This is a genomic window from Burkholderia sp. IMCC1007 (genome assembly GCF_027257875.1).
In the GTDB taxonomy this organism is placed as follows: domain Bacteria; phylum Pseudomonadota; class Gammaproteobacteria; order Burkholderiales; family Burkholderiaceae; genus Burkholderia.
In genome coordinates this window covers 195801-219523 of sequence record NZ_JAPVQY010000008.1, presented here as the reverse complement: position 1 = coordinate 219523, position 23723 = coordinate 195801, and the positions used below count along the sequence as shown (strand labels likewise).

The 23723-nt window shown below is 68.0% G+C and carries 20 protein-coding genes and 2 pseudogenes; 7 read left to right on the top strand and 15 right to left on the bottom strand.

What is annotated here, in order from left to right:
• Positions 1–92 precede the first annotated feature (92 nt).
• The gene (locus O1Q03_RS11070) at positions 93–572 is read right to left on the bottom strand and encodes a GNAT family N-acetyltransferase (protein WP_269503386.1); all 480 of its coding nucleotides are present in this window, start codon (positions 570–572) and stop codon (positions 93–95) included.
• Positions 573–763: 191 nt separating this feature from the next.
• Here O1Q03_RS11070 and O1Q03_RS11065 point away from each other — a divergent pair, with 191 nt between their 5' ends.
• Positions 764–1972 carry an MFS transporter gene (locus tag O1Q03_RS11065; RefSeq protein ID WP_269503382.1) on the top strand — a complete coding sequence of 403 codons (1209 nt, stop codon included), beginning with the start codon at positions 764–766 and terminating at the stop codon, positions 1970–1972.
• Between the two features lie 52 nt (positions 1973–2024).
• Here the strand turns inward: O1Q03_RS11065 and O1Q03_RS11060 are convergent, their stop codons facing one another.
• The 3 genes from O1Q03_RS11060 to O1Q03_RS11050 all read right to left on the bottom strand — a co-directional run bounded on the left by O1Q03_RS11060 (position 2025) and on the right by O1Q03_RS11050 (position 4776).
• Positions 2025–2180 carry a hypothetical protein gene (locus tag O1Q03_RS11060; protein WP_006481665.1) on the bottom strand — a complete coding sequence of 52 codons (156 nt, stop codon included), beginning with the start codon at positions 2178–2180 and terminating at the stop codon, positions 2025–2027.
• Between the two features lie 174 nt (positions 2181–2354).
• Positions 2355–3974 carry a flagellar hook-length control protein FliK gene (locus O1Q03_RS11055; RefSeq protein ID WP_269503381.1) on the bottom strand — a complete coding sequence of 540 codons (1620 nt, stop codon included), beginning with the start codon at positions 3972–3974 and terminating at the stop codon, positions 2355–2357.
• 103 nt (positions 3975–4077) lie between these two features.
• Positions 4078–4776: an MgtC/SapB family protein gene (locus O1Q03_RS11050; protein ID WP_269503379.1), complete on the bottom strand. Its 699-nt coding sequence runs from the start codon at positions 4774–4776 to the stop codon at positions 4078–4080.
• A gap of 111 nt (positions 4777–4887) precedes the next feature.
• Between O1Q03_RS11050 and O1Q03_RS11045 the strand changes: the two genes are divergently transcribed.
• Complete coding sequence (locus O1Q03_RS11045; protein ID WP_269503377.1) at positions 4888–5997, top strand: AGE family epimerase/isomerase; 1110 nt, start codon at positions 4888–4890, stop codon at positions 5995–5997.
• On the opposite strand, the gene O1Q03_RS11040 is transcribed toward O1Q03_RS11045, so the two are convergent.
• Positions 5970–7586 (bottom strand): methyl-accepting chemotaxis protein, encoded by a 1617-nt coding sequence (locus O1Q03_RS11040; RefSeq protein WP_269503375.1) that lies wholly within the window; start codon positions 7584–7586, stop codon positions 5970–5972. The genes O1Q03_RS11045 and O1Q03_RS11040 overlap by 28 nt on opposite strands.
• Positions 7587–7862: 276 nt before the next feature.
• Positions 7863–8006 (bottom strand): annotated as a pseudogene (locus O1Q03_RS11035) (RNA-guided endonuclease InsQ/TnpB family protein); the annotation flags it as partial.
• Between the two features lie 89 nt (positions 8007–8095).
• Between O1Q03_RS11035 and O1Q03_RS11030 the strand changes: the two are divergent.
• Positions 8096–8539, top strand: a complete 444-nt coding sequence (locus O1Q03_RS11030; protein WP_011353771.1) for a PaaI family thioesterase — start codon at positions 8096–8098, stop codon at positions 8537–8539.
• 40 nt (positions 8540–8579) lie between these two features.
• On the opposite strand, the pseudogene O1Q03_RS11025 reads toward O1Q03_RS11030, so the two are convergent.
• The 7 genes and pseudogenes from O1Q03_RS11025 to prpB all read right to left on the bottom strand — a co-directional run bounded on the left by O1Q03_RS11025 (position 8580) and on the right by prpB (position 16785).
• Positions 8580–8861 (bottom strand): annotated as a pseudogene (locus tag O1Q03_RS11025) (type II toxin-antitoxin system RelE family toxin).
• Positions 8851–9099, bottom strand: coding sequence for a type II toxin-antitoxin system Phd/YefM family antitoxin (locus O1Q03_RS11020; RefSeq protein WP_269503361.1), 249 nt, complete (start codon positions 9097–9099; stop codon positions 8851–8853). Before O1Q03_RS11020 ends, O1Q03_RS11025 begins: the two are co-directional and overlap by 11 nt.
• Positions 9100–9227: 128 nt before the next feature.
• Positions 9228–10280, bottom strand: coding sequence for a CaiB/BaiF CoA transferase family protein (locus O1Q03_RS11015; protein ID WP_269503360.1), 1053 nt, complete (start codon positions 10278–10280; stop codon positions 9228–9230).
• 334 nt (positions 10281–10614) lie between these two features.
• Positions 10615–11805, bottom strand: a complete 1191-nt coding sequence (gene prpF, locus O1Q03_RS11010) for a 2-methylaconitate cis-trans isomerase PrpF (protein WP_269503359.1) — start codon at positions 11803–11805, stop codon at positions 10615–10617.
• A gap of 120 nt (positions 11806–11925) precedes the next feature.
• The gene (gene acnD / locus O1Q03_RS11005; protein ID WP_269503358.1) at positions 11926–14523 is read right to left on the bottom strand and encodes a Fe/S-dependent 2-methylisocitrate dehydratase AcnD; all 2598 of its coding nucleotides are present in this window, start codon (positions 14521–14523) and stop codon (positions 11926–11928) included.
• A gap of 81 nt (positions 14524–14604) precedes the next feature.
• The gene (gene prpC / locus O1Q03_RS11000; protein WP_269503357.1) at positions 14605–15777 is read right to left on the bottom strand and encodes a bifunctional 2-methylcitrate synthase/citrate synthase; all 1173 of its coding nucleotides are present in this window, start codon (positions 15775–15777) and stop codon (positions 14605–14607) included.
• Positions 15778–15891: 114 nt separating this feature from the next.
• Positions 15892–16785: a methylisocitrate lyase gene (gene prpB, locus O1Q03_RS10995; protein WP_269503356.1), complete on the bottom strand. Its 894-nt coding sequence runs from the start codon at positions 16783–16785 to the stop codon at positions 15892–15894.
• A gap of 170 nt (positions 16786–16955) precedes the next feature.
• Between prpB and prpR the strand changes: the two genes are divergently transcribed.
• Positions 16956–18944 carry a propionate catabolism operon regulatory protein PrpR gene (prpR, locus tag O1Q03_RS10990; protein ID WP_269503354.1) on the top strand — a complete coding sequence of 663 codons (1989 nt, stop codon included), beginning with the start codon at positions 16956–16958 and terminating at the stop codon, positions 18942–18944.
• Between the two features lie 130 nt (positions 18945–19074).
• On the opposite strand, the gene O1Q03_RS10985 is transcribed toward prpR, so the two are convergent.
• A complete protein-coding gene (locus tag O1Q03_RS10985; protein WP_269503426.1) occupies positions 19075–19722 on the bottom strand; it encodes a CGNR zinc finger domain-containing protein in 648 nt (215 codons plus the stop codon).
• A gap of 260 nt (positions 19723–19982) precedes the next feature.
• Between O1Q03_RS10985 and O1Q03_RS10980 the strand changes: the two genes are divergently transcribed.
• Positions 19983–20366: a VOC family protein gene (locus O1Q03_RS10980; RefSeq protein WP_269503353.1), complete on the top strand. Its 384-nt coding sequence runs from the start codon at positions 19983–19985 to the stop codon at positions 20364–20366.
• Positions 20367–20557: 191 nt separating this feature from the next.
• Here the strand turns inward: O1Q03_RS10980 and O1Q03_RS10975 are convergent, their stop codons facing one another.
• Positions 20558–21406, bottom strand: coding sequence for an ureidoglycolate lyase (locus O1Q03_RS10975; protein WP_269503352.1), 849 nt, complete (start codon positions 21404–21406; stop codon positions 20558–20560).
• 654 nt (positions 21407–22060) lie between these two features.
• On the opposite strand from O1Q03_RS10975, the gene O1Q03_RS10970 reads away from it, so the two are divergent.
• Both O1Q03_RS10970 and O1Q03_RS10965 read left to right on the top strand, forming a co-directional pair.
• On the top strand, positions 22061–22882 hold the full coding sequence (locus tag O1Q03_RS10970) for an IclR family transcriptional regulator (RefSeq protein WP_269503351.1): 822 nt from the start codon (positions 22061–22063) through the stop codon (positions 22880–22882).
• A gap of 199 nt (positions 22883–23081) precedes the next feature.
• Positions 23082–23633, top strand: a complete 552-nt coding sequence (locus tag O1Q03_RS10965) for a hypothetical protein (protein ID WP_269503349.1) — start codon at positions 23082–23084, stop codon at positions 23631–23633.
• Positions 23634–23723 lie beyond the last annotated feature (90 nt).

Here is a 23723-nt window from a genome sequence, read left to right as displayed (position 1 = left end):
GACGAATCCGGAACGCACCACCCGTCAACCGCGCGCTCGCGAAAGCGTAGCGAACCGCAAGCGATGCGCGTGCCGTGTCCGAATCGTCGTCGCTAGCCCGGCACGACCGGCTTGATCAGCGTCGTCGTGATCGGCACAAAGCCGCAGGCCCGATAGAGCGCACGGGCGGCCGCGTTGTGATTGAACACCGACAGCCCGATCTCCGTGACGCCATGGGCACGCGCTTCGGCCTCGAGTGCGTCGAGCGCACGCGTCGCCCAACCCTGGCGGCGCCGGGACGGGACGATGTCCAGATCGTAGATGAACAGCGTGCGGTTCGGCCCTTCGGGCACGATCGCGTACCAGAGGTCGCCGACGGTGTCGCCGCTGGCGGCATCGATCAACTGGACGAGCGTCTGGCCGGCGGTGAGCAGGCCATCCGGCAGCAGCGTGTCGAAGCACGCACAGGCGCGGGCCGCCGCGTCGTCGGCCGCGTTTTGCCCGGACGCCACGAGATCGCGCGCGTAGCCGTCGATGGCGCGCGTGCGGTATGCGTGGAATTCGCCGGCCGTCATCGGCCGCATCTTCAGCATGGCCCGGAGGTCGCGAGGTCAATCGAACTTCCAGTGTAGCGGGACGATCGCACCCGCGCGCGATGCCGATCGCGAAGGCCGCCGCCCTGGCGGCCGGATCGGAAAACCGCTCTCGCACGGCGCCCGTTCCCTATGCATCCCCGCAACGTTCTGATTAAATGGCCGGCCCGACCTTGCACAGAACAATAACGATGAGCGATCTGAAAGGCGAAATTTCCATCGGGAACACGCACAGCCCTGACACCACCCGCCGCCGCCGCACGTTGTGGGCCGCCTGCGGCGCGCACGCGGTGCATGACGGCCTGACGGACGTCATCTATGTGCTGCTGCCGATCTGGCAGGCACAGTTCGCGCTCAACTTCGCGCAGGTCGGCTTGCTGCGAGGATCCTATTCCGGGGTGATGGCGGGTTTTCAGCTGCTCGCGAGCCGGGCAGCCAGGCGCTGGGGGCGCGAGCGCATGCTGGTGGGCGGAACGGCGCTGGCCGGCATCGCTTACCTGATCGCCGGCCAGGCGGGCGGCCTGGCGGCGCTGATGATTGCGCTGGTGCTGGCCGGACTGGGCGCAAGCACGCAGCATCCGCTCGCGTCGTCCATGGTCAGCGACGCCTATGACGCGGGCGCCGGCGTGAAGGCAGCGCTGTCCCAATACAACTTCGCCGGCGATATCGGCAAGACGCTCATTCCCGGCGTGATCGGCCTGCTGCTGACGGTCGTGACGTGGCGCACGGGCACCCTGCTGATCGGGCTGATCGGCGTCGCTTCGGCCGGCCTGATCGCGTGGGTGATTCCGTCGAACGGCGTGGCAGCCGCGCCGCGCGACAAAGCGGCGGCGGCTGTCGCTGTGCGTGGGTCGGCGTGGGGTTTGCGCGCGTTGCTCGCAACCGGCACCGTGGACAGCGCGGTGCGGATGGGCTTCCTGACGTTCTTGCCGTTCCTGCTGAAAAGCAAGGGCGCCGGCACCGCCGGTATCGGCCTCGCGCTGGCGCTCCTGTTCGTAGGCGGCGCGTTCGGCAAGCTGCTCTGCGGCTATCTGGGCGTGCGCATCGGCATGATGAAGACTGTGTGGCTCACCGAATCCGCCACGTCGCTGCTGATCGTGTTCGCCGTGTTTGCACCGCTGGTCGCGATGATGACGGCGCTTCCGTCGCTCGGGCTCGCACTCAACGGAACGTCGTCGGTGCTGTACGGCGCCGTGCCCGAACTGGCTGCCGAAGGAAAACGCGAGCAGGCGTTTGCGCTGTTCTATACGGGCACCATCGGCGCCGGCGCACTGTCGCCGGTTCTGTTCGGTCGACTCGGCGACGTCGCGGGCGTGCCTGCGGCACTGCTTACGCTCGCTGCGGTTCTGCTGCTGACGCTGCCGCTGTCGTGGTACGTGCAGAAGGGACTGGATGCCTGACGCAGCGCAGTCGACCGGGCCGCGCGAGACTGTCGATCAACGAATCAACGAATCAACGACGGTACAGGACGATCGGGACGAGGTGCGCACGACGCACGCGCTCGGCTTCGGCGCGACGGGCAGCGTACGAATATTCCGCGTCGAGCGGCAGGTGCGGGGAGACGAAGAGGTCGTCGATCTTTTGCAGCAGGGCAAGAATGAAGCTCATGTGAGACTCCTGACAGAGGGTGCTAGGGTTTCCCCTTAGATGCGCTCCATTCTAAGGGTTTTCCCTAAACTCTGCCAGCGAGTCGCATCAGTTTGCCGCACCTCCGCGGGCCCCGCGCAGCCGCCCGACATGACGATTCTTGCGGGCCGTGGGTTTGCAGATAGGGTCGGATAGTTATCGGCTTCGCCGGGTGCGCTTCGCGGCCGCTGCTTCGCGGTTCGCGCTGCGCTGAAGCCGGTCGACCTGGGACAGCAGCGCTTCGTGATGTTCGGCGAGCGTCATCAGCGTCGCCTGCTGCGTCGACAGATCAGCGGCCAGCCGATCGACCCGCTGTTGCCGGGCGTCCAGTTCCAGGTTCAGGTTCGCCACCTGCCGCGTTTGCAGCACCAGCGTGACGAGCGCGGCGAACACGACGAACGCCAGCGCCAGTAACAGCCGGTTGACCCGACGCATCTCGCGATCCGCCGCGCGCTTCACGCCGGCCATCTCGCCCTGCAGCGCAGCAAGCCGCTCCGACAGCGGGCGCAGATGTGCGTCCGGATCGGCGGCAGGGGCGTTCGGCGCAGCCGGTTGTGCGCGGTCCGCCGACGGCTTCGTCACGAAAGACGCCGCGGATGCCACCGGCTGCACCTCGGCCGAAACAGAAGCCGATGCCAGAGTCGATGCCAAAGCCAAAGCCGGAGCCGTAGCGGAAGCCGAACCCGGAGCCGAACCCGAAGCCGGAGCCGGAGCCGCAGGCGAAGCCGAAGCCGAACCCGAAGCCGGAGCCGGAGCCGGAGCCGAACCCGAACCCGAGGCGGAGCCGTGAGCCGAGCTCGGAGCAGGAGCAGGAGCCGAGCCCGCACCCGGAGCAGGAGCCGATGCCGCGACCGGTCGGTCGGCGTCGCGCGTGCTCGCGGTCATTGCGGCCTCGACGGGCTCCGGAGTCGTTTGCTGTTCAGAAGATGGCGCGGGATACGGCGCAGCGGTCGATCCAGTCGATTCCGGCACGGCGGTACCAGCCGCAGCTGCGCCAGCACTGGCAGTCGCACGACGCTTGCCACTCGACGATGCACGGCGGCCCTTCGTAGTCGCGCCGGGTATCCGCCCGGCTTCGGCCGGCACGACTGCCACGTCCACGCGTTCAGCGTCATTGCCCGGCTTCACGGAGCGATCGTCGGCGGCACCGTCCGTCGCAACGGCGTTCGCCGTCGGATGATCGATTTTCGTTGCGGACGCATCGGACTCGGCATGCGTATCCGCCAGGCCGGCATCGACTACCGGCTCATCGGCGGCGACCACAACGACGTCCGCCGACTGCCGCGCGACATCAGCGCCCTTCGTCGCATCGGCATCGGCACCGTCATCGGCCCTGCGCATGCCATCGTCGCCAAGCGCATTGCTCGTCCCGAGCGTCGCCGCCGATTCATTCACCGTCGCGCCGGCCGCGGTCTGCTCCACCGCGCCGTCCGCACCGTCCGCACCAGCCGCATCGCCACGCACCGCCCCGCCGGACGCGCTGAACCCGTCCAGCGATGCCTGCCGCCCGGCGGCGTCGTCACCCGCCGCCTCGCCCTCGGCAACGGCTTCATCGCGCACCACGGCGGGCGCACGCGTGCCAGGCTCCAGCACCGGATCACCGAACAGGTCGAGCGTGCGTTCGTCGCGCGGCGCATCGCCGGCCGGCGCATTGCCCGGCCGCGCGGTAGTGCGCGCCGCGGTATTGCCGGCAGCCGCGGCTGAGCGCGGCCGCGAACGGGCCGACGAACGATTGGAACGAGAACGGGAACGAGGCGGGGAAACGGATTCGGTCATGGAGTCGGATAGCGGGCTCGCGAACGCGGCGCCGGATGTCGAACGGAATCAGTGACGGCCATTGTCGCATGACCGCTGCCCGCGTCGACCGATCCGATGCCGGCTATTCGTCGCCCGTCAGTCCGTTGCCTTCTTCGAATCGCGTGACGCACGGCAGCGCGCGCAGCTTGTCGCAGATCGCACGGTATTCGAGATCCGACACGCGCCCGAGCGCGATGCGCACCTCGTCATGCTCGCCGGTGTCATCGGCGCGCTGCACGATGAACTGCTTCACGCGCGCGCTGTCGTGGCCCAGCGCCGCATGCAGCGAATCGAACGTCAGCGCGCCGCCCACCACCGTCAACGCGAGCTGGCGGCGCTGACGCACCGTGAAGTAACGCCGCTCGAGCGGCTTGATGCCGGCCAGGATGATCAGGATGATGATCGTCGCGGAAATCGACGCGACATAAAGGCCGCCGCCCACCGCAAGGCCGATCGCGGCGACCGACCACAGGCTCGCCGCCGTCGTCAGCCCGCGCACGATCTCGCCGCGCAGCAGGATCGACCCCGCACCGAGGAAGCCGATGCCCGACACCACCTGCGCGGCGATCCGCGACGGATCGAGCACGATATGGTCGCTGCTGCCGAGCACGTCGGCGAAACCGAACGCCGATACGATCATGATGAGCGTCGAGCCGACGCACACCAGCATGTGCGTGCGCAGGCCGGCCGCCCATGAAAGGCGTTCGCGCTCGAAGCCGATGACGCTGCCGAGCGCCGCCGCGAGAATCAGCCGCATCACGAGTTCCAGGTTGCCGAGCATCCGATTTCCCTCCTTTTCTGGTGCCGGTCGCGCGGAATGTTATATCCTTGGCCGCGGCCGCGCCGCTCCGGCCCACGCCGACTCGATCCGATCCAAGCGCTCTACCCCGCCATGTCCACACCCGACTCCGCTTCCGCCCAAGCCGGCCAGTTGCGCGACAATTTCGCGCACGTCATCTTGCCGATCTGGCAGGGTTCCGGGTTCGACCATACGCTGCGGCTGCCGTTCGAAGCCGTCGATCCGGCCACGCATGCACCGCTGCCCGTCACGCGTTATCGCGCAATGGCATGCGCACGGCAACTGTTCGTGTTCGCGCAGGCCGGCAACGCCGCGCACGCGGCCACGCTGTTCGACTCGCTGCGCAGCCGCTTTCGCGACCCGCGCCACGGCGGCTGGTTCTACAGCGTCGACGCGCAAGGCGCGCCGCTCGACACGACGAAGGACCTCTATACGCACGCGTTCATCGTGTTCGCATGCGCCGCATGGCATGCGGCGTCGGGCGACGCCGCCGCGCGCACGGTCGCCGAGGACACCGCCGCACTGATCCAGGACCGCTTCGCGCCGCAGCCGGGCGACGCGCTGCTCGACGCCGCGCGTCATGCCGATTTCTCGTCATCGGGCAGCGGCGCGCTGCAAAACCCGTTGATGCACCTGACGGAAGCGTGGCTCGCCGCTGCCGATGCGTTCGGCGACGCGGCGTTCGACGATGCGCTGCTGCGCACCGCGCAGGCCGTCGAGCGCACGTTCGTCGATGCGGCGACCGGCTGCGTCGCCGAGTTGCCGCTCGGTGCGGCCGACAACCGCTTCGAGCCCGGCCATCAGTTCGAATGGTTCTATCTGGTCGACGCGGCCGGCGCACGGCTCGCGCAGACCGGCCTGCCCGGCGCGCTCGCGCGTGCGTTCGCGTTTGCCGAGCAGCACGGCGTCGATACGCAGACGGGCGCCGTCTGCGCGGCGCTCGACGCGCAAGGCGCCTGCATCGACGCGACGCAGCGGATCTGGGCGCAAACCGAATACCTGCGCGCGCTCGCGACGCACGGCGGCACGCCGGCCTCCGCGCCGCTCGCGCAGCAGATCGGACGCTTCGCCGCGCGCTTCCTGCATCCGCGCGGCTGGTTCGAGTGCAAGGCGGCCGACGGGCAGGTATCGCGCGCCGACATGCCGTCGACGACGCCATACCACCTCGCGACCGCCTACGCGGCGCTGCCGACCGGCGCATAATCCGCGGACGCCGCGCGCGCGTCGTGCATCCCGCGGCCCGCGTGCGCGTCGCCCAGTTCGAACACCGACACCGCCTGCATAAGGTGCGAGGTCTGGTCGTTCAGCGATGCGGCCGCCGCCGCGACTTCCTCCACCAGCGCCGCGTTCTGCTGCGTCAACTGATCCATCTGCGTGACGGCCTGGTTCACCTGCTCGATGCCGACGCTCTGCTCGACCGACGCGGCCGTGATTTCCGACATCGTCTGCACCACGCGCGTGATCGACGCCGATACGGTCCGCATCGCGTCGCCGGCACGCTCGACGAGTTCCGAGCCGCCGTCGATCTGCGCGACCGACTCCTCGATCAGCGCCTTGATCTCCTTCGCCGATTGCGCGCTGCGCTGCGCGAGCGAACGCACTTCGCCCGCGACGACCGCGAAGCCGCGGCCCTGCTCGCCGGCCCGCGCGGCTTCGACCGCCGCGTTCAGCGCGAGGATGTTGGTCTGGAATGCGATGCCGTCGATCACGGAAATGATCTCCGCGATCCGCCCCGAGCTCTGCGCGATGCCGCGCATCCGGTCGATCACGCTGTCGACCACGCCGCCGCCGTGGCGCGTCGCGTCGAGCGCCGCATCGGCCAGTACGCTGGCCGCGCGCGCGCTGTCGGTGTTCTGACGGACGGTCGCGGTCAGCTCCTCCATGCTCGCGGCGGTTTCCTCGAGCGACGCGGCCTGCGTGCCGGTGCGCGCGGACAGGTCCGCGTTGCCGCCGGCGATCTCGCCCGCGCCGAGGTGGATCGCGTCCGATGCGTGGCGCACCGTGCGCACCGTATCGGCGATGCTCGCCTGCATCGCGGCGAGGCCGCGCAGCATCCGGTCGATCTCGAACACGCCGCCTGCGCGCACGGCTTCGTCGAGCCGGCCCTGCGCGATCCGCTCGAAATGGCGGCCCGCTTCGTCGAGCGGCGCAACGACCGCGCGCCGCGCGGCCGCGTAAATGGCCGCGCTCGCCGCGAGCATCGCCACCAGCAGCACGATGCCGACCCACTTGAACCACTGCATCCCGCTGTCGATCGTGGCGAGCGCGTCGCGGCTCGACGCGCCGCCGTAGTCGGAGAAGCGGTGCAGTTCGGCGAGATACGCGTCCTGGAAGCCTTGCGTCGGCTGGTCGAGGAACGCCTGGATGTTGCCGGCGTCGAGGAACTGCACGAGTTCGCCCAGCGCGCCGCGCAGCGCGCGATAGCGCTCGCGGAGCGCCGCGACGCGCGCGCGGTTCGCTTCGTCGACGGCCTGCGCGGCCGTCAATGCCGAGAACGCCTTGTCGGCTTCAGCGAGCGACGTGCTCGCATGGCGGATGATGTCGTCGGGTTTCGGGCCGCCGCGCACCATTCGCGTGCCGGCACGCGACAGGTTCACGCGGGCGTCGAGCAGGCGCTCGGTCGCCTGGCTGGCGGCGTCGACCTGCGCGATCGCGACGTTCGACAGATCGTCGACGCCCGTGCGCGTCGACGCGAGCGCCCAGAAGCCGAGCGCCTCGATCGCGAACAAAAAGAGGCAAAACACGGTCAACACGCCGAGCAGACCCGACGCGAGCTTGATTTTTCCGAACATGGGGGAGATTCCTGGAGAGCCGACGATGAAGCAATGCCCCGGCATTAGCGGCATTTCTTCGTCGGACTTTAGGCGGAACGGCCGACAACGCAGATCAATCGCGCGATTCACTCGCGCATTCGCATCGAATCGCCCGCAGACGCGGAGATCTTGGGTAGTCAACGCAATAATCGCGTCGCATCGCGCCGGGATTTACACGAAAACGAGGACGAATTTCCTTGCTTATCCGGAGCCCCCTTCCTAGAGTTCAGCGCAAGCGGGCACTCATTTCGAAGGAAAGTTCGTTGACGTCCTCTTGTCCCACTTGAGCGCGTGCTTCTGCGTGTCGTTGCAGAAGTTCCAGACGTAGTTCACCGCGCGGCCCTGCTTGTTAAGCAGTCCGTTGAGCGATTTCACCCGGTAGCGATAGACAAGGATCATGCCGGCTATTTTAACGGTGGAATGCCGCTGTCAAACAGCGGCGCTCCTTTCCTCCCTGTCCTGAAGGACAGGGTTTCTCGGAGCAACTGATGACCGACATCACGGACCACGCGCGCGGCGCATTGCGCGCGCAACCGTTCAGCATGCTGCTGGGCACGGAGCTGATGCATATCGGCGACAACGAAGTGTCGCTGTGTCTGCCCGTGCGCGAAGAGCTGCGGCAGCAGCACGGTTTCGTGCACGGCGGCGTCATCAGCTATCTCGCGGACAACGCGCTGACGTTCGCCGGCGCGCTCGTGCTCGGCCCGCGCGTGATCACCGCCGAATACAAGATCAACTACCTGCGGCCGGCCGTGAACGGCACGCTCGTCGCCCGCGCGAAGCTCGTCTACGCGGGCCGGCACCAGGCGACCTGCCAGTGTCACGTGTTCGTCATCGACGGCGATCACGAGCGGCTCGTCGCGATCGCGCAAGGCACGATCAATCGCGTCGGCGACGGCAAGATGCCGGATGCGCCGGAGGAAACGGCGTGAGCGGCCGAGTCCGGGTATCGATGCCGCGACGCGTGTCGCGCTAGCGTTTCATCGCAGCCAGATAAACCGCATCACGCTCGCGACGGCCCACCGCGATCACCAGCACGATGACTTCCGCGTCACGCACTTCGTAGACGAGGCGATAGCCGGCACCACGCAGCTTGATCTTGTAGCGGTCCGGGTGGCCGTGCAGTTTGGCTGACGGGACGCGAGGATGCTCGAGCCGCTAGGCGAGCCTAGCCTTGAATTGATCGCACATGCTGCGAACGAGCTTCTCCCACCCCTTCAATGCGGGATCGAGAAAGACGAGTTCAAAGGTCATTCAGCTTGACCTTGACGATCTGCTCCTTGGCGCGCGAATCGGCCGGCGCATTGTCTTCGATGTCTCCCAGACGTTCGACCATCGCCTCCCATGTCTTCGCAGGAATGCAGTAGAACGCGGGTTCGTTGTGATTCAGGATCGCGACCGGAAAACCCTCGCCCGCAGCAACGGTTCCCGTCGGATTCCGCTTCAGCTCCGAGACGCTCGCCGTCACGCTTGCCAGAATGGTGTGGCGCATGTCTGAACCTCCTTCGATCGAGCGTCGATTGTGCTCCATTTGACGCCAAATTCAGTATCGAAATTGGTACTCGGATGCGCTCAGCACTCGACCTTCGACGAGCGGAAACAACCTCCTGAAAGACAGCCCTAGTCCGTTTCATCCCCGGCCAACGGCAAAAACCGCGGCGCCACCCGCGCCCGCACGTTCCCGTGTTCATCCGTCCGGTAGATCCCGCGCGCCGCGTTGTGCGGATGCGCGGCCGCGTCGGCCACGCTCAGCAGCGGCGCGAAGCACGCGTCGGTGCCTTCGAGCAGCGCGCGCCAGTGCGCCGACGGCTGCTGCGCGAACACCGCCGCGAAACGCGCCTTCAGCGCGGGCCAGCGCGCCCGGTCGTACTGCGACGCGGGATCGACGTCGGTCAGCCCGAGCCGTTCGACCAGCAGCGCATAGAACGGCGGCTCGAGCGCGCCGATCGTCACGCATTCGCCGTCCGCGCAGCGGTACACGTCGTAGAACGGCGCGTCGTGGAACAGGCTCGGCTGCGTGCCGTCGAGCTGCCCGTTCGCGCGTGCCCATAGTGCGAGCGAACCGAGCATCGACACGATGTCGACGATCGCGCCGTCGACCACGCGCCCCGGCCCGCCGCCGCGCACGTCGAGCAATGCGCAGACGATCCCGAACGCGAGTCCGAGCGCGCCGCCTGCATCGCCGACGACGGTCGGTGGCAGCCCGGGCCGGCCATCGCGCGGCGCGGACAGCGACAGCAGTCCCGTCAGCGCGACATAGTTGAGGTCGTGCCCGGCCGCGGCCGCGAGCGGGCCGTGCTGGCCCCAGCCCGTCATGCGGCCGTAGACGAGCTTCGGGTTGCCGCGCGCGCAATCGGCGGGGCCGAGGCCGAGGCGCTCCATCACGCCGGGACGCAAGCCTTCGATCAGCGCGTCGGCTTGCGCGATCAACGCGAGCGCCTCGGCGCGGCCGTCCTGTGTCTTCAGATCGAGTTCGACGATCGTCTTGCCTTCGCGCAGCAAGTCGCCGTCGCGGGCCCGCAGCGCGTCGGGCGCGCTCGTGCGGCCGGACGGACGCGCGATCAGCGTGATACGCGCGCCCATGCCGGCGAGCATCCAGGCCGCGAGCGGGCCGGGGCCGAGACCTTCGAATTCAACGATATGGATGCCGGAAAGCGGCGCATCAAGCGACATGCGATTCTCCTGTCTGCCTACATTGGCGCTTCAGCGCTTGCATGAGTCCCATGCGTCGCGGTCGCCCCCTGTCAGCGCTTCAGCGCCCCACGCTGGCCCCATGCGTCGCGGTCGCCGCGTTAGCGCTTCAGCGCCCAAGTTGGCCCCATACGTCGCGGTCACCCCCGTTAGCGCTTCAGCGCTCACGCTGGCCCCATGCTTCTCAATCGACCCGCATCAGCCCTTCAGCACTGGCGCCTGCGTCAACGAAAAATCCCTGCACAGCGCGGTTCGCTGTGCAGGGATCGGTTGCTGTTCGCCGCCGCTCGCGCGCAAGCGGCATACGACGCGCGTGTCAGAACGCATCCCCCGGCACCCGCACCCACCCTTCCATCAACACGCGCGCGCTGCGGCTCATGATCGCCTTGGTAACGGTCCATTCGCCGTTCTCGCGCTGCGCTTCCGCGCCGACGCGCAGCGTGCCCGACGGATGGCCGAAGCGCACCGCGTTGCGTTCTCCGCCGCCCGCCGCGAGATTGACGAGCGTGCCGGGGATCGCCGCCGCCGTGCCGATCGCGACCGCCGCCGTCCCCATCATCGCGTGATGCAGCTTGCCCATCGACATCGCACGCACCAGCAGGTCGACGTCGCCCGCATTCACGCGCTTGCCGCTCGACGCGACGTAATCAGCCGGCTTCGCGACGAACGCGACCTTCGGCGTGTGCTGACGCGTCGCGATCTCGTCGAGCGTATCGATCAGGCCCATCCGCAGCGCGCCGTGCGCGCGAATCGTCTCGAACTTCTCGAGCGCCTTCGCATCGCCGTTGATCGCGTCCTGCAATTCGGTGCCCGTATAGCCGATCGCCTCGGCCTCGACGAAGATGGTCGGGATCCCCGCGTTGATCATCGTCGCCTTCAGCGTGCCGATGCCCGGCACCGCGAGATCGTCGACGAGGTTGCCGGTCGGGAACATCGACCCGCCCGCGCCTTCCTCCTCGGCGGCCGGGTCCATGAACTCGAGCTGCACTTCGGCGGCCGGGAACGTGACGCCGTCCAGCTCGAAATCGCCCGTCTCCTGCACCGCGCCGTTCACGATCGGCACGTGCGCGACGATCGTCTTGCCGATGTTCGCCTGCCAGATCCGCACGGTCGCGACGCCGTCGCGCGGCACGCGCGCCGGATCGACGAGCCCGCCGCCGATCGCGAACGGGCCGACCGCCGCCGACAGGTTGCCGCAGTTGCCGGTCCAGTCGACGAATGCGCGGTCGATCGCGACCTGACCGAACAGGTAGTCGACGTCGTGCCCCGGCCGCGTGCTCTTCGACACGATCACCGTCTTGCTGGTGGACGACGTCGCGCCGCCCATCCCGTCGATCTGCTTGCCGTACGGATCGGGGCTGCCGATCACGCGCAGCAGCAGCGCGTCGCGCGCGGCGCCCGGCGTCTGCGCGGCGTCCGGCAGGTCCTGCAGCCGGAAGAACACGCCCTTGCTGGTGCCGCCACGCATGTAGGTGGCAGGAATCCTGATTTGAGGAATGTGAGCCATGTCTGTGTTGTCCTGTCGACGGGAGCCCGCGCCTGAACGCCGGCCCCGGTCCCATGCAAAGCCATATGACGACGGGCGATGCACCTGTGCACCGCCCGAGTTCAACGTATCAGCGCGCCGTCAGGCCGCCGCCTGCGACGATTCGAGGAAGTCCTGCGCGAAGCGCTGCAGCACGCCGCCCGCGTCGTAGATCGACACTTCCTCGGCCGTATCGAGCCGGCACGTCACCGGCACCTCGACACGCTCGCCGCTCTTGCGGTGAATCACGAGCGTGAGATCGGCGCGCGGCGTGCGCTCGCCGATCACGTCGAAGGTCTCGGTGCCGTCGATGCCGAGCGTCGTGCGGTTCGTGCCCGGCTTGAACTCGAGCGGCAGCACGCCCATCCCGATCAGGTTCGTGCGGTGAATCCGCTCGAACCCTTCGGCGACGATCGCCTCGACGCCCGCGAGCCGCACGCCCTTCGCGGCCCAGTCGCGCGACGAGCCCTGGCCATAGTCGGCGCCGGCAATCACGATCAGCGGCTGCTTGCGATTCATGTACGTCTCGATCGCTTCCCACATCCGCATGACCTTGCCTTCCGGCTCGACACGCGCGAGCGAGCCTTTCTTCACCGCACCGTCGACGACCGCCATCTCGTTGACGAGCGTCGGGTTCGCGAAGGTCGCGCGCTGCGCGGTCAGGTGGTCGCCGCGGTGCGTCGCGTACGAGTTGAAGTCCTCTTCCGGCAGGCCCATCTTCGCGAGGTACTCGCCGGCCGCGCTGTTCGCGAGGATCGCGTTCGACGGCGACAGGTGGTCGGTCGTGATGTTGTCGCCGAGCACCGCGAGCGGACGCATGCCCTGCAGCGTGCGTTCGCCGGCCAGCGCGCCTTCCCAGTACGGCGGACGGCGGATATACGTGCTCTGCGGGCGCCAGTCGTACAGCGGTGCCGCACGTTCGCCCGAATCGGCCGTACGCGCGAACATCGGTTCGTAGACCTTGCGGAACTGCTCGGGCTTCACGCTCGACGCGACGATCGCGTCGATCTCATCGTCGGTCGGCCAGATGTCCTTCAGCGTGACGGGTTGCCCGCTCTGATCGTGACCGAGCACGTCCTTCTCGATGTCGAAGCGGATCGTGCCGGCGATCGCATACGCGACGACGAGCGGCGGCGACGCGAGGAACGCCTGCTTCGCATACGGGTGGATGCGGCCGTCGAAGTTACGGTTGCCGGACAGCACGGCCGTCGCGTACAGGTCGCGCTCGACGATCTCCTGCTGGATCTTCGGATCGAGCGCGCCCGACATCCCGTTGCAGGTCGTGCACGCGAACGCGACGATGCCGAAGCCGAGCTTCTCGAGTTCCGGCAGCAGCTTCGCTTCTTCGAGATACAGCTCGACCGCCTTCGAGCCCGGCGCGAGCGAGCTCTTGACCCACGGCTTGCGCGTGAGACCCTTCGCATTCGCGTTGCGCGCGAGCAAGGCGGCCGCGATCACGTTGCGCGGGTTGCTGGTGTTCGTGCAGCTCGTGATCGCCGCGATGATCACCGCGCCGTCGGGCATCTCGCCCGGCTTCTCTTCCCACTGGCCGGCGATCCCGCGCGCGGCGAGATCGGACGTCGGCAGCCGCTTGTGCGGGTTCGACGGGCCGGCCATGTTGCGCACGACGCTCGACAGGTCGAACGTCAGCATGCGCTCGTACTGCGCGTTCGCGAGCGTATCGGCCCACAGGCCCGTGGCCTTCGCGTAGGTCTCGACGAGCTTCACCTGCTCGTCGCTGCGGCCGGTGAGGCGCAGGTAGTCGGTCGTCTGGCCGTCGATGAAGAACATCGCGGCGGTCGCGCCGTATTCGGGCGCCATGTTCGAGATCGTCGCGCGGTCGCCGAGCGTGAGGCTCGCCGCGCCTTCGCCACGGAATTCCAGATATGCGCCGACCACCTTTTCCTTGCGCAGAAATTCGGTCAGCGCGAGCACGACGTCGGTCGCGGTGATGCCGGGCTGGCGCTTGCCGGTCAGCTCGACGCCGACGATATCGGGCAGCCGCATCCACGACGCGCGGCCGAGCATCACGTTCTCCGCCTCCAGCCCGCCGACGCCGATCGCGATCACGCCGAGCGCGTCGACGTGCGGCGTGTGGCTGTCGGTGCCGACGCAGGTGTCCGGGTACGCGACGCCATCCTGCGCCTGGATCACCGGCGACATCTTCTCGAGGTTGATCTGGTGCATGATGCCGTTGCCCGGCGGGATCACGTCGACGTTCTCGAACGCCTTCTTCGTCCATTCGATGAAGTGGAAGCGATCCTCGTTGCGGCGATCCTCGATCGCGCGGTTCTTCGCGAAGGCGTCCGGATCGAAGCCGCCGCATTCGACGGCGAGCGAGTGGTCGACGATCAGCTGCACCGGCACGACCGGGTTCACTTTCGCCGGGTCGCCGCCGCCGTCCGCGATCGCGTCGCGCAGGCCGGCGAGATCGACGAGGGCCGTCTGCCCGAGGATGTCGTGGCACACCACGCGCGCCGGGAACCACGGGAAATCGCGTTCGCGCTTGCGCTCGATGATCTGCTTCAGCGAATCGGCGAGGATCGCCGGATCGCAGCGGCGCACGAGGTTTTCGGCGAGCACGCGCGACGTGTACGGCAGCGTGTCGTACGCGCCGGGGGCGATCGCTTCGACCGCGGCACGTGCGTCGAAGTAGTCCAGCGACGTGCCCGGCAGGGGTTTGCGGTAGGCGGTATTCATGATGTGGGGCGGAATTCGGGGTAAGACGTTGCGCGCGCACCGGCGGCCCGCATCACGGGCGCCGGCGCGCGCGGCCGGCGATCAGCGCTTCTCGATCGGCACGAACTGCAGGTCTTCCGGACCGGTGTAGTTCGCGCTCGGGCGGATGATCTTGTTGTCGACGCGCTGCTCGATGATGTGCGCGCTCCAGCCGGACGTGCGCGAGATCACGAACAGCGGCGTGAACATCGCGGTCGGCACGCCCATCATGTGATACGACACCGCGCTGAACCAGTCGAGGTTCGGGAACATCTTCTTCGCGTCCCACATCACCGCTTCGAGGCGCTCGGCGATGCTGTACAGCTTGGTGTCGCCCGCTTCCTTCGACAGCTTGTGCGCGACGCCCTTGATCACCTTGTTGCGCGGATCGGAGATCGTGTAGACCGGATGGCCGAAGCCGATCACGACTTCCTTGTTCTCGACGCGGCGGCGGATGTCGGCTTCGGCGTCGTCCGGCGAGCTGTAGCGGCTCTGGATCTCGTACGCGACTTCGTTCGCGCCGCCGTGCTTCGGCCCGCGCAGCGCGCCGATCGCGCCGGTGATCGCCGAGTAGATGTCCGAGCCCGTGCCCGCGATCACGCGGCCCGTGAACGTCGATGCGTTGAATTCGTGCTCCGCGTACAGGATCAGCGACGTGTGCATCGCGTCGACCCACGACTTCGACGGCGTCTTGCCGTGCAGCAGGTGCAGGAAGTGACCACCGATCGAGTCGTCGTCGGTTTCCGTCTCGATGCGCTTGCCGTTGTGCGAGAAGTGATACCAGTACAGCAGCATCGAGCCGAGCGACGCCATCAGGCGGTCGGCGATGTCGCGCGCGCCCGGCAGGTTGTGATCGTCCTTCTCCGGCAGCACGGTGCCGAGCACCGACACGCCGGTGCGCATCACGTCCATCGGGTGGGCCGATGCCGGGATCTGCTCGAGCGCGACCTTCAGCGCGCTCGGCAGGCCGCGCAGCGCGCGCAGCTTCGTCTTGTACGCAGCCAGTTCGGTCAGGTTCGGCAGCGTGCCGTGCACGAGCAGATGCGCGATTTCCTCGAACTCGCAGGATTCGGCGACGTCGAGAATGTCGTAGCCGCGATAGTGCAGGTCGTTGCCGGTCTTGCCGACCGTGCAGAGCGCCGTGTTGCCGGCCGTCACGCCCGACAGCGCCACCGACTTCTTCGGCTTGAATGCGCCTGCGGCGGCCGGTGCTGCTGCGTCTTTCGTCTCGCTCATGTTTCCTTTCTCCAATGGGTATCGGGGTGTCATGTCGGCCGGGCGCGGCGCTGGCGCGCGCGGCCCGGCTTCATGCAAAGCGTTCCGGGAACCGCGTCCCGGCGCGCGGGCACGTTACTTCTTGCCTTGCGCGAACAGCGCGTCGAGCTTCTGCTCGTATTCGTGATAGCCGAGGAAGTCGTACAGCTCGGCACGGGTCTGCATCGTCGGCACAGCGGCCTTCTGCGTGCCGTCGCGACGCAGCGTCTCGTAGAAATTCAGCGCGGCCTTGTTCATCGCGCGATACGCGCCGCAGCAGTACAGCGCGATGTCGACGTTCGCCTCGCGCAGTTCGTCGACCGTGAAGAGCGGCGTCGAGCCGAACTCGGTCAGGTTCGCGAGGATCGGCACCTTCACCGCGGCCTTGAAGCGGCGGTAGTCGTCGAGCGTCTTCATCGCTTCCGGGAAGATCATGTCCGCGCCGGCTTCCACGTACGCGACCGCGCGCTCGATCGCCGAGTCGATCCCTTCCGCGGCGGCCGCATCGGTGCGCGCCATGATCACGAACTGGTCGTCGGTACGCGCATCGACCGCGGCCTTCACGCGATCGACCATTTCCTCGGTCGGCACGACTTCCTTGCCCGGACGGTGGCCGCAGCGCTTCTGGCCGACCTGGTCCTCGAGGTGCACGGCCGCGACGCCGGCGTTGATGAACGAGCGGACCGTGCGCGCGATATTGAACGCGCCGCCCCAGCCGGTATCGATGTCGACCAGCAGCGGCAGATCGGTCGCGTTGGTGATCCGGCTTGCGTCGATCAGCACGTCTTCCATCGTGCTGATGCCGAGGTCCGGGATGCCGAGCGAGTTCGCGGCGACGCCGCCGCCCGACAGGTACACGGCCTTGAAGCCGACGGCCTGCGCCATCTTGGCCGCGTACGCGGTGATCGCGCCGACCACCTGCAGCGGCTGCTCGGCCGCGACTGCCGCGCGGAATTTCGCGCCGGCGCTCTGAAGATGCGTGTTGCTCATGAACGGCCTCCTGAAGGAATGACCATCAACAGCAAGGACCGGGCCAGCTTGCGGATCGCCGCTAACCCACTGATTCTTAAGCAAGCGGCGTGGGCGGGTCAGCGCCCTGTGATTTCAATTCGGTAATTTCATGTTTCAAAAATGAAATCTCACGCGCATAATCGGTCGCCATGGACCTCTCCTCGACCAAACCCGTCGGCCCGGCCGACCGAACGGTGCGCCCGCGCATCTGGGCGATGGGCATCAGCCGCCTGCGCGAGCTGTTTCGCGAGATCGCCGGCGAATTCGACGAACGCGCGGACGTGCGCATCGTCACGCGCGCCTATGAAGACGCGTTGAGCGCGATCGCCGAGGCCGGCACCGCGCGGCCCGACGTGATCGTCGCGGCCGGCTCGAACGGCGGCTTCCTGAAAACGCGGGCGCAGGTGCCGGTGGTGGTCGTGTCGCCGACCGGCTTCGACGTGATGCAGGCGCTCGCGCGCGCCCGGCGCGACGCGTCGCGGATCGCGCTCGTCAGCGCCGGCGAGACGCCGCCGGAGGTGCGCCGCTTCGTCGCCGCATACGGCCTCGACGTGCAGTTTGCGTCATATCAGTCCGCGCAGGAAGCGGAAGCCTGCGTGCACGACCTGCACGACCGCGGCATCGAGACGATCGTCGGCCCGGGCCTCGTCACCGATCTCGCGGCCGGCGCCGGCATGGGCGCGGTGTTCCTGTATTCGCACGCGTCGGTGCGCAAGGCGGTCGAGACGGCGCTCGAAGTCGCGTACGCGACGCACGCCGAGGCGTTTCGCCGCCAGCGGCTCGACAACCTGCTGCAGCACCTGCGCGACGGCGTGGTCGCGCTCGATGCGCGCGGCCGCGTGGAGGCGATCAACGAGCGGCTCGCGTCGGCGCTCGGGGTCGAACCGGCGGCGGCCGTCGGCCGTGCGCTCGTCGATCTGCGGCCGGAGTTGCGCACGCTGCGCGGCGAGGACGGCGACGCGCTCGCGACCGTGCGCGGCGTGCGCTACGTCGTGCATCGCGGGCCGCTCGTCGACCGTGGCGTCACGTCGGGCAGCGTGCTGACGTTCCAGGAATCGCGCGCGGTCGAGCGGCTCGACCGCGCGCTGCGCTCGCAGCCGAACACGCAGCAGTTCGCGGCGCGCTACGCGCTCGACGACGTGGTCGGCACGTCCGCGCCGATGGCGCGCGTACGCGAGCTGGTGCGCCGCTACGCGCGCTCCGACGCGACCGTGCTCGTGCTCGGCGAAAGCGGCACCGGCAAGGAGATGATCGCGCAGAGCCTGCATGCGCTGTCCGCGCGGCGCAGCTATCCGTTCGTCGCGGTCAACTGCGGCGCGTTTCCGGAGGCGCTGCTCGAGAGCGAGCTGTTCGGTTACGAGGAAGGCGCGTTCACCGGCGCGCGGCGCGGCGGCAAGACCGGGCTGTTCGAGGCCGCGCATCGCGGCACGCTGTTTCTCGACGAGATCGGCGAAATGCCGCCGTCGCTGCAAAGCCGGCTGCTGCGCGTGCTGCAGGAGCGCGAGGTGATTCGCCTCGGCTCGACCGAGCCGATCCGCATCGACGTGCGCGTGATCGCCGCGACGCATCGTCCGCTGCTCGCCGCCGTCGAAGCCGGCACGTTCCGCGCGGATCTGTATTACCGGCTCAACATCCTGAACATCGGCCTGCCGCCGCTGCGCGATCGCGCGGCCGATATTCCGGCGCTCGCCGCGACGCTGCTCGTGCAGGCCGCGCGACGCGAGCCGCGGCTGGCCGAGCGCGTGCGCGATGCCGGCGACGCGATGCGCGTGCTCGACGCGACGCAGGCGACGCTCGCGCGCTACCGGTGGCCCGGCAACGTGCGGGAATTGCAGAACGTGGTCGAGCGGATCGCGGTGGAGCTGGCCGAGGAAGTCGACGAGAACGATCCGGGCGCCGCGTGCGGCGCGCTCGCGCCCGACGCGCTGCAGGCGATCGCGCCCGAGCTGTTCGCCGCGCCGCCTGATGCGGCCGGTGGCAGCGCCGACGATGCACAAACGCTGCAGGCGCGCCGCCGCCGTGCTGAAGCCGACGAGATCCGCGCGGTGCTCGATGCGTGCGGCGGCGACCGCGATCGCGCATGCGCGATGCTCGGGATCAGCAAGACGACGCTGTGGCGCAAGCTGTCGGCGAAATAGGTGTCGGCGGCGGCGGCGATCGCGTTCGCGCATGCGCAACGCTTGGCGTCAGCAAGGCGGCTCTGTGGCGCAAGCTGTCGGCGGAATAGTTTCCGGGCGGACGGGCGCGAAGCGGGTTTGACCCGACGCTTCATTCAGCCTTGTGATAGTGGCGGTACGCCTTTGCACGGTTGCCGCACGACGACATCGAGCACCAGCGGCGGCTACCGTTCTTGCTGTCGTCGATGAACAGCCACTGGCATGCGTCGTTCGCGCAGCGCTTGACCTTTGCGAGCCGTGCGCCGCCCAGCAGGTCGATCGCCGACCACAGCACGGGGCTCAGCATGCCTGCGAGCGTCGCGCCCGCGCTCCCGATCCGCCACGCATAACCGCCGTCGATCCGCGTCAGCGCGACGCGCGGCGCGGCTTCCGCCAGAAAACCGGCAAGCAGCGCGAGATCGTCCGCGTGCGGCTCGCGCCGCTCGGCTTGCGCGTGAAAAAGCCGATACAGCACCTCGCGCAACGCGAGTGCGCGCGCGAGCGTCGCCGGCTCGTCGTCTTTCTCCTTCTCCGCAGCGCGACACGCGTCGGCCAGGCCGGCCGGCACGCGCGCCTGCTCGCGGCACCACACGAACAGGTCGTCGAGCGTGCCGAAGGTTTCCGTCGGCGCGTCGGCGCCGCGCCAGTACAGCGTGTTCGCGAAATCGATGCTCAGCGTTTCGGCCGGCGCGGGAATCAGGCAGTCCGTCGTGACGGAAGGTTGCGTATCGTTCATGTGCGGATCGTATCTAACCACCATGCCGGTTGACAAGCGTGAGGTCGCTTCCTAACATAACCAGCATGGTGGTTAAAAACGGGTTTGCGGCACGGCCGTGCTCTTTGGTTCAAAGGGCCACAGATGTTCGATCGTCTCCGCTGCGGAGTTATCCAGATCGATTGCGGCCGTGCGTCCCGCGACAGCGTGGCGGGACGCGTTCGCCCCGAGCCCGAGCGGCCCGCCGCGCGCCTGCAAAAGGTTTGCTGCACTGACGTCCCACTCTTCAGTTCAAGGAGCCACAGATGATCGATCACCTTTCCTTCGGCGTTGCCCACATCGACCGCAGCCGCGCGTTCTACGACAGCACGCTCGGTGCGCTCGGCTATAAACGGCTGCACAGCGACGACGGATCCCTCGGATACGGCACCACCGAGCCCGTGCTGTGGTTGCAGCACGCCGAGCGTCCGGTCGTCGCCGATCCCGAATCCGGGCTGCACGTATCGTTTCGCGCGGCGTCGCCGGTGGAGGTCGATGCGTTCTACCGCGCCGCGCTGCAGCACGGCGGCCAGGACAACGGCGGCCCCGGCAAGCGCGAGCACTACGGTCCCGGCTATTACGCGGCGTTCGTCGTCGATCCCGACGGATATCGGCTCGAAGCGCACTGCGAACTCGACAACATCGTCTGAGCCGCTGCGTCCCGGCGACGACGAACGACAAGGGCCCGATTCCGCATCGCGCGGAATCGGGCCCTTGTCTTTGCCGCATCGATGTTCGGTGTGCGACGATCCCGCCGCAATCGTGCGGGAGATCGTATCGGCATGCGCTGGGCGAAGGCAGCCGCGTTGCGGCGGCACCGCGTCCCGCGCCGCACCCGCGGTTACTGCGCGCCGCGCGTGCTCTGCAGTTGCTCGCCGAGCCCGTCGATCCCGAGGCGCACCAACTGGCCGGGCTTCAGGAACACCGGCGTCGGCTTGATGCCCATCCCGACGCCCGGCGGCGTGCCGGTCGTGATCACGTCGCCCGGCTGCAGCGTCATGCAGGTCGACAGATAGGCGATCAGCTGCGCGACGCTGAACACCATCGTGCGCGTGTTGCCGTTCTGATAGCGGTGGCCGTCGATTTCGAGCCACAGGTCGAGGCGCTGCGGATCCGGCACCTCGTCGCGCGTGACGAGCCACGGCCCGATCGGGCCGAACGTGTCGAAGCCCTTGCCCTTGTCCCACTGGCCGCCGCGCTCGATCTGCCATTCGCGCTCGGACACGTCGTTGACGACGCAATAGCCCGCGACGTAATCGAGCGCGCGCGCTTCGTCGACGTCCTTGCAGGTCGCGCCGATCACGACGCCGAGTTCGACTTCCCAGTCCGTCTTCACGGAGCCCTTCGGGATGTCGATGCCGTCGTTGGGGCCGCAGATCGAACTCGTCCACTTGCCGAACACCACCGGCTCCTTCGGCACCGGCATGCCGGCTTCGGCCGCGTGGTCGGCATAGTTCAGACCGATGCCGATGAATTTGCCGACGCGGCCGACGCACGCGCCGATGCGCGGCTCGCCGGATACGAGCGGCAGCGTGGCCCGATCGATCGCGCGCAACCGCGCGAGACCGGCGTCGGACAGCACGTCGCCGGCAAGATCCGGCACGTGCGCGGACAGGTCGCGGATCCGGCCGTCCGCGTCGAGAATACCGGGCTTTTCCTGGCCGGACGGACCATAGCGAAGCAGTTTCATCGTGCTCAACCTCATTGTCGAATGTGACAGGATACCGGCCGACGCAGCCGTTCACAGCCACGCGCCGGACTGAATGTCGATCGTCGATGGCACGCGTCGGCGCGGTAGCCGGCAGGCCGTTCGACGCGCGAGGCTCGCGCGGGCGCAGCGATCGCGGCGCCGCACCGAAGTGCGACGCGCATCGAACGGGCGGCCGCCGGTCTGCGCATCGGCGACGACGGCCCGGCATCCGCGGCATGTGTCGGCCCGATTGGCCGGCTTCACGCGCGGCCGCGCCGTCGCTGGCCCGCCGCTCTTTGTACCATCGGCCGCCCGCAATGAAATGGCCCGCGGCGGATACCGACTATTGGTGCAACCGCCGATGCTGCGGCGCAGCATCAGAGCCGGCACCCCCGCTCATATGGCGTCGAAATCCGCGTCGCAGCGGCGCGCGACAATGAATAGGCAATATCCGTTGCGACCCTGTCATCGAAAACGACAGTTGATCCGTTCATGATCGGTAACGATCGGTAAAAAGACGCTGCATTGCACACTGAAAGTTTATTGTTAAGCTCGGACGAATGGTGCTTGAACGTCCGAAGCCAACGGATCCGTGTGTGATATCGGCAGCGTGCGTCGCCTGTCGATCGGAAACTCACTGACCTCATACCCACGATGCAAACGACCAACAACCCGTTTCTAGGCAGCGACGCACGGGAGTCGATGGGCGCGACCGACCGCTATCGCGCCCCCGCTCTGGACAAGGGTCTCGACATTCTCGAACTCCTGTCGGAACAGAAGGAAGGACTCACTCGCACCGAGATCACGAAGGAGCTCGGCCGCAACGCGAGCGAGATCTACCGGATGCTCGAACGTCTCGTGGCGCGCCGCTACGTGATGCGCTCCAGCGGCGGCGACCGCTACACCCTCAGCCTCAAGCTGTTCGCGCTCGCGCACCGGCACCCGCCAATGAACCGGCTGATCGCCGAGGCATTGCCGCTGATGCAGCGTTTCGCCGATGCCGCCGAACAGTCGTGCCATCTGTCCGTCTACGATCGCGGCAACCTGCTCGTGATCGCGCAGGTCGACGGCCCCGGCGCGTGGGGCGTATCGGTGCGGCTCGGCTCGCGGGTCGGGCTCGCCGATACGGCGTCGGGCCGCGTGATGCTGTCGTTCCAGAGTTCCGAGCAGCGCGCGGACATGCTGGCCGAGCACCGCAAGGTCAAAGGCGAAGCGCCGATGAACGAGCAGGAGCTCGCGTTCGCGTGCCAGTCGATCCGCCAGTCCGGCTACGTACGCCAGGACAGCCGGCAGGCGTACGGCGTCACCGACCTGAGCACGCCGATCCTCGGCCCGTCCGGCCATGCGATCGCGGTGCTCACCTGCCCGTACATGCGCCGGATCGATACGCACACGGCGCCGTCCGTCGATACGGTCGTCGACCGGCTGCGCGACACGGCCGGCCGCCTGTCGATGTGCCGCGCGGAGACGTGCTGACGCGGGTTTGGGTCGCAGGCTGCCGGAGGGGCGCGCGGTCGGGCCGGCGGGCAGTCGTGCGCAATGCGCGCGAGGCGCTGCGGTGGCGCCGGCCTGCGCGGGCGTTCCGCAGGTCGTTACCGGACAGGCACCGGCGCTACGCTAAAATAGCGGCCCTCTCAAAAACTACGGCGGCCGGCTGTCGCGGCTGCCGTATCCGATGGATGTCATGGCCAAACTTCTGAACGATCAAGAATTCCAGCGTTTCTCCGAACTTCAGCAGAAGCAGGCGAGCTTCACGATCACGCCCGAGGAAGCGGACGAGCTGCGCGACATCGTCGCGCGCGCGCAGCAGAAGCGCGACGACCGTGCCGCAGCGATGCAGGCGATCGAAAACTACATCGAACAGTTCGACATCACGCCCGACGAACTCTTCTCGCCCGAGCAGATCGGCGACGCCGCCCGCACCTACGGGCTCATCACCGCCACGAAGAAGGAACGCACGCTGCCGCCGTCGATCACGTTCAACGGCAAGCCGTACCAGTGGACCAAGACGCTTCCCGACGACGTGCGCGCCGCGCTGTTCGATGCATTCACGTCCGGCGAGTCGATCAAGCGCTTCATCGCCATGCCGAAGGACACCGCACGCTGTGCGCTGACGATCGCCCGCCTCGAGCGCGAAACCGGCGGCGTTTATGCCGACACGCACCTCGAAGAGCTCGCGATTTCCCGCGAGCAGGTGAACGACGCAGCGGCAAAGCTCGCTGCGTAAATTCCTCCTCGGGCACGGTTCATGCATGCCCGCCCCGACGCGGACGCCGGCAAACGCCGGCGCCGCGCCAGCCGGAGCGCTCCGTTTTCG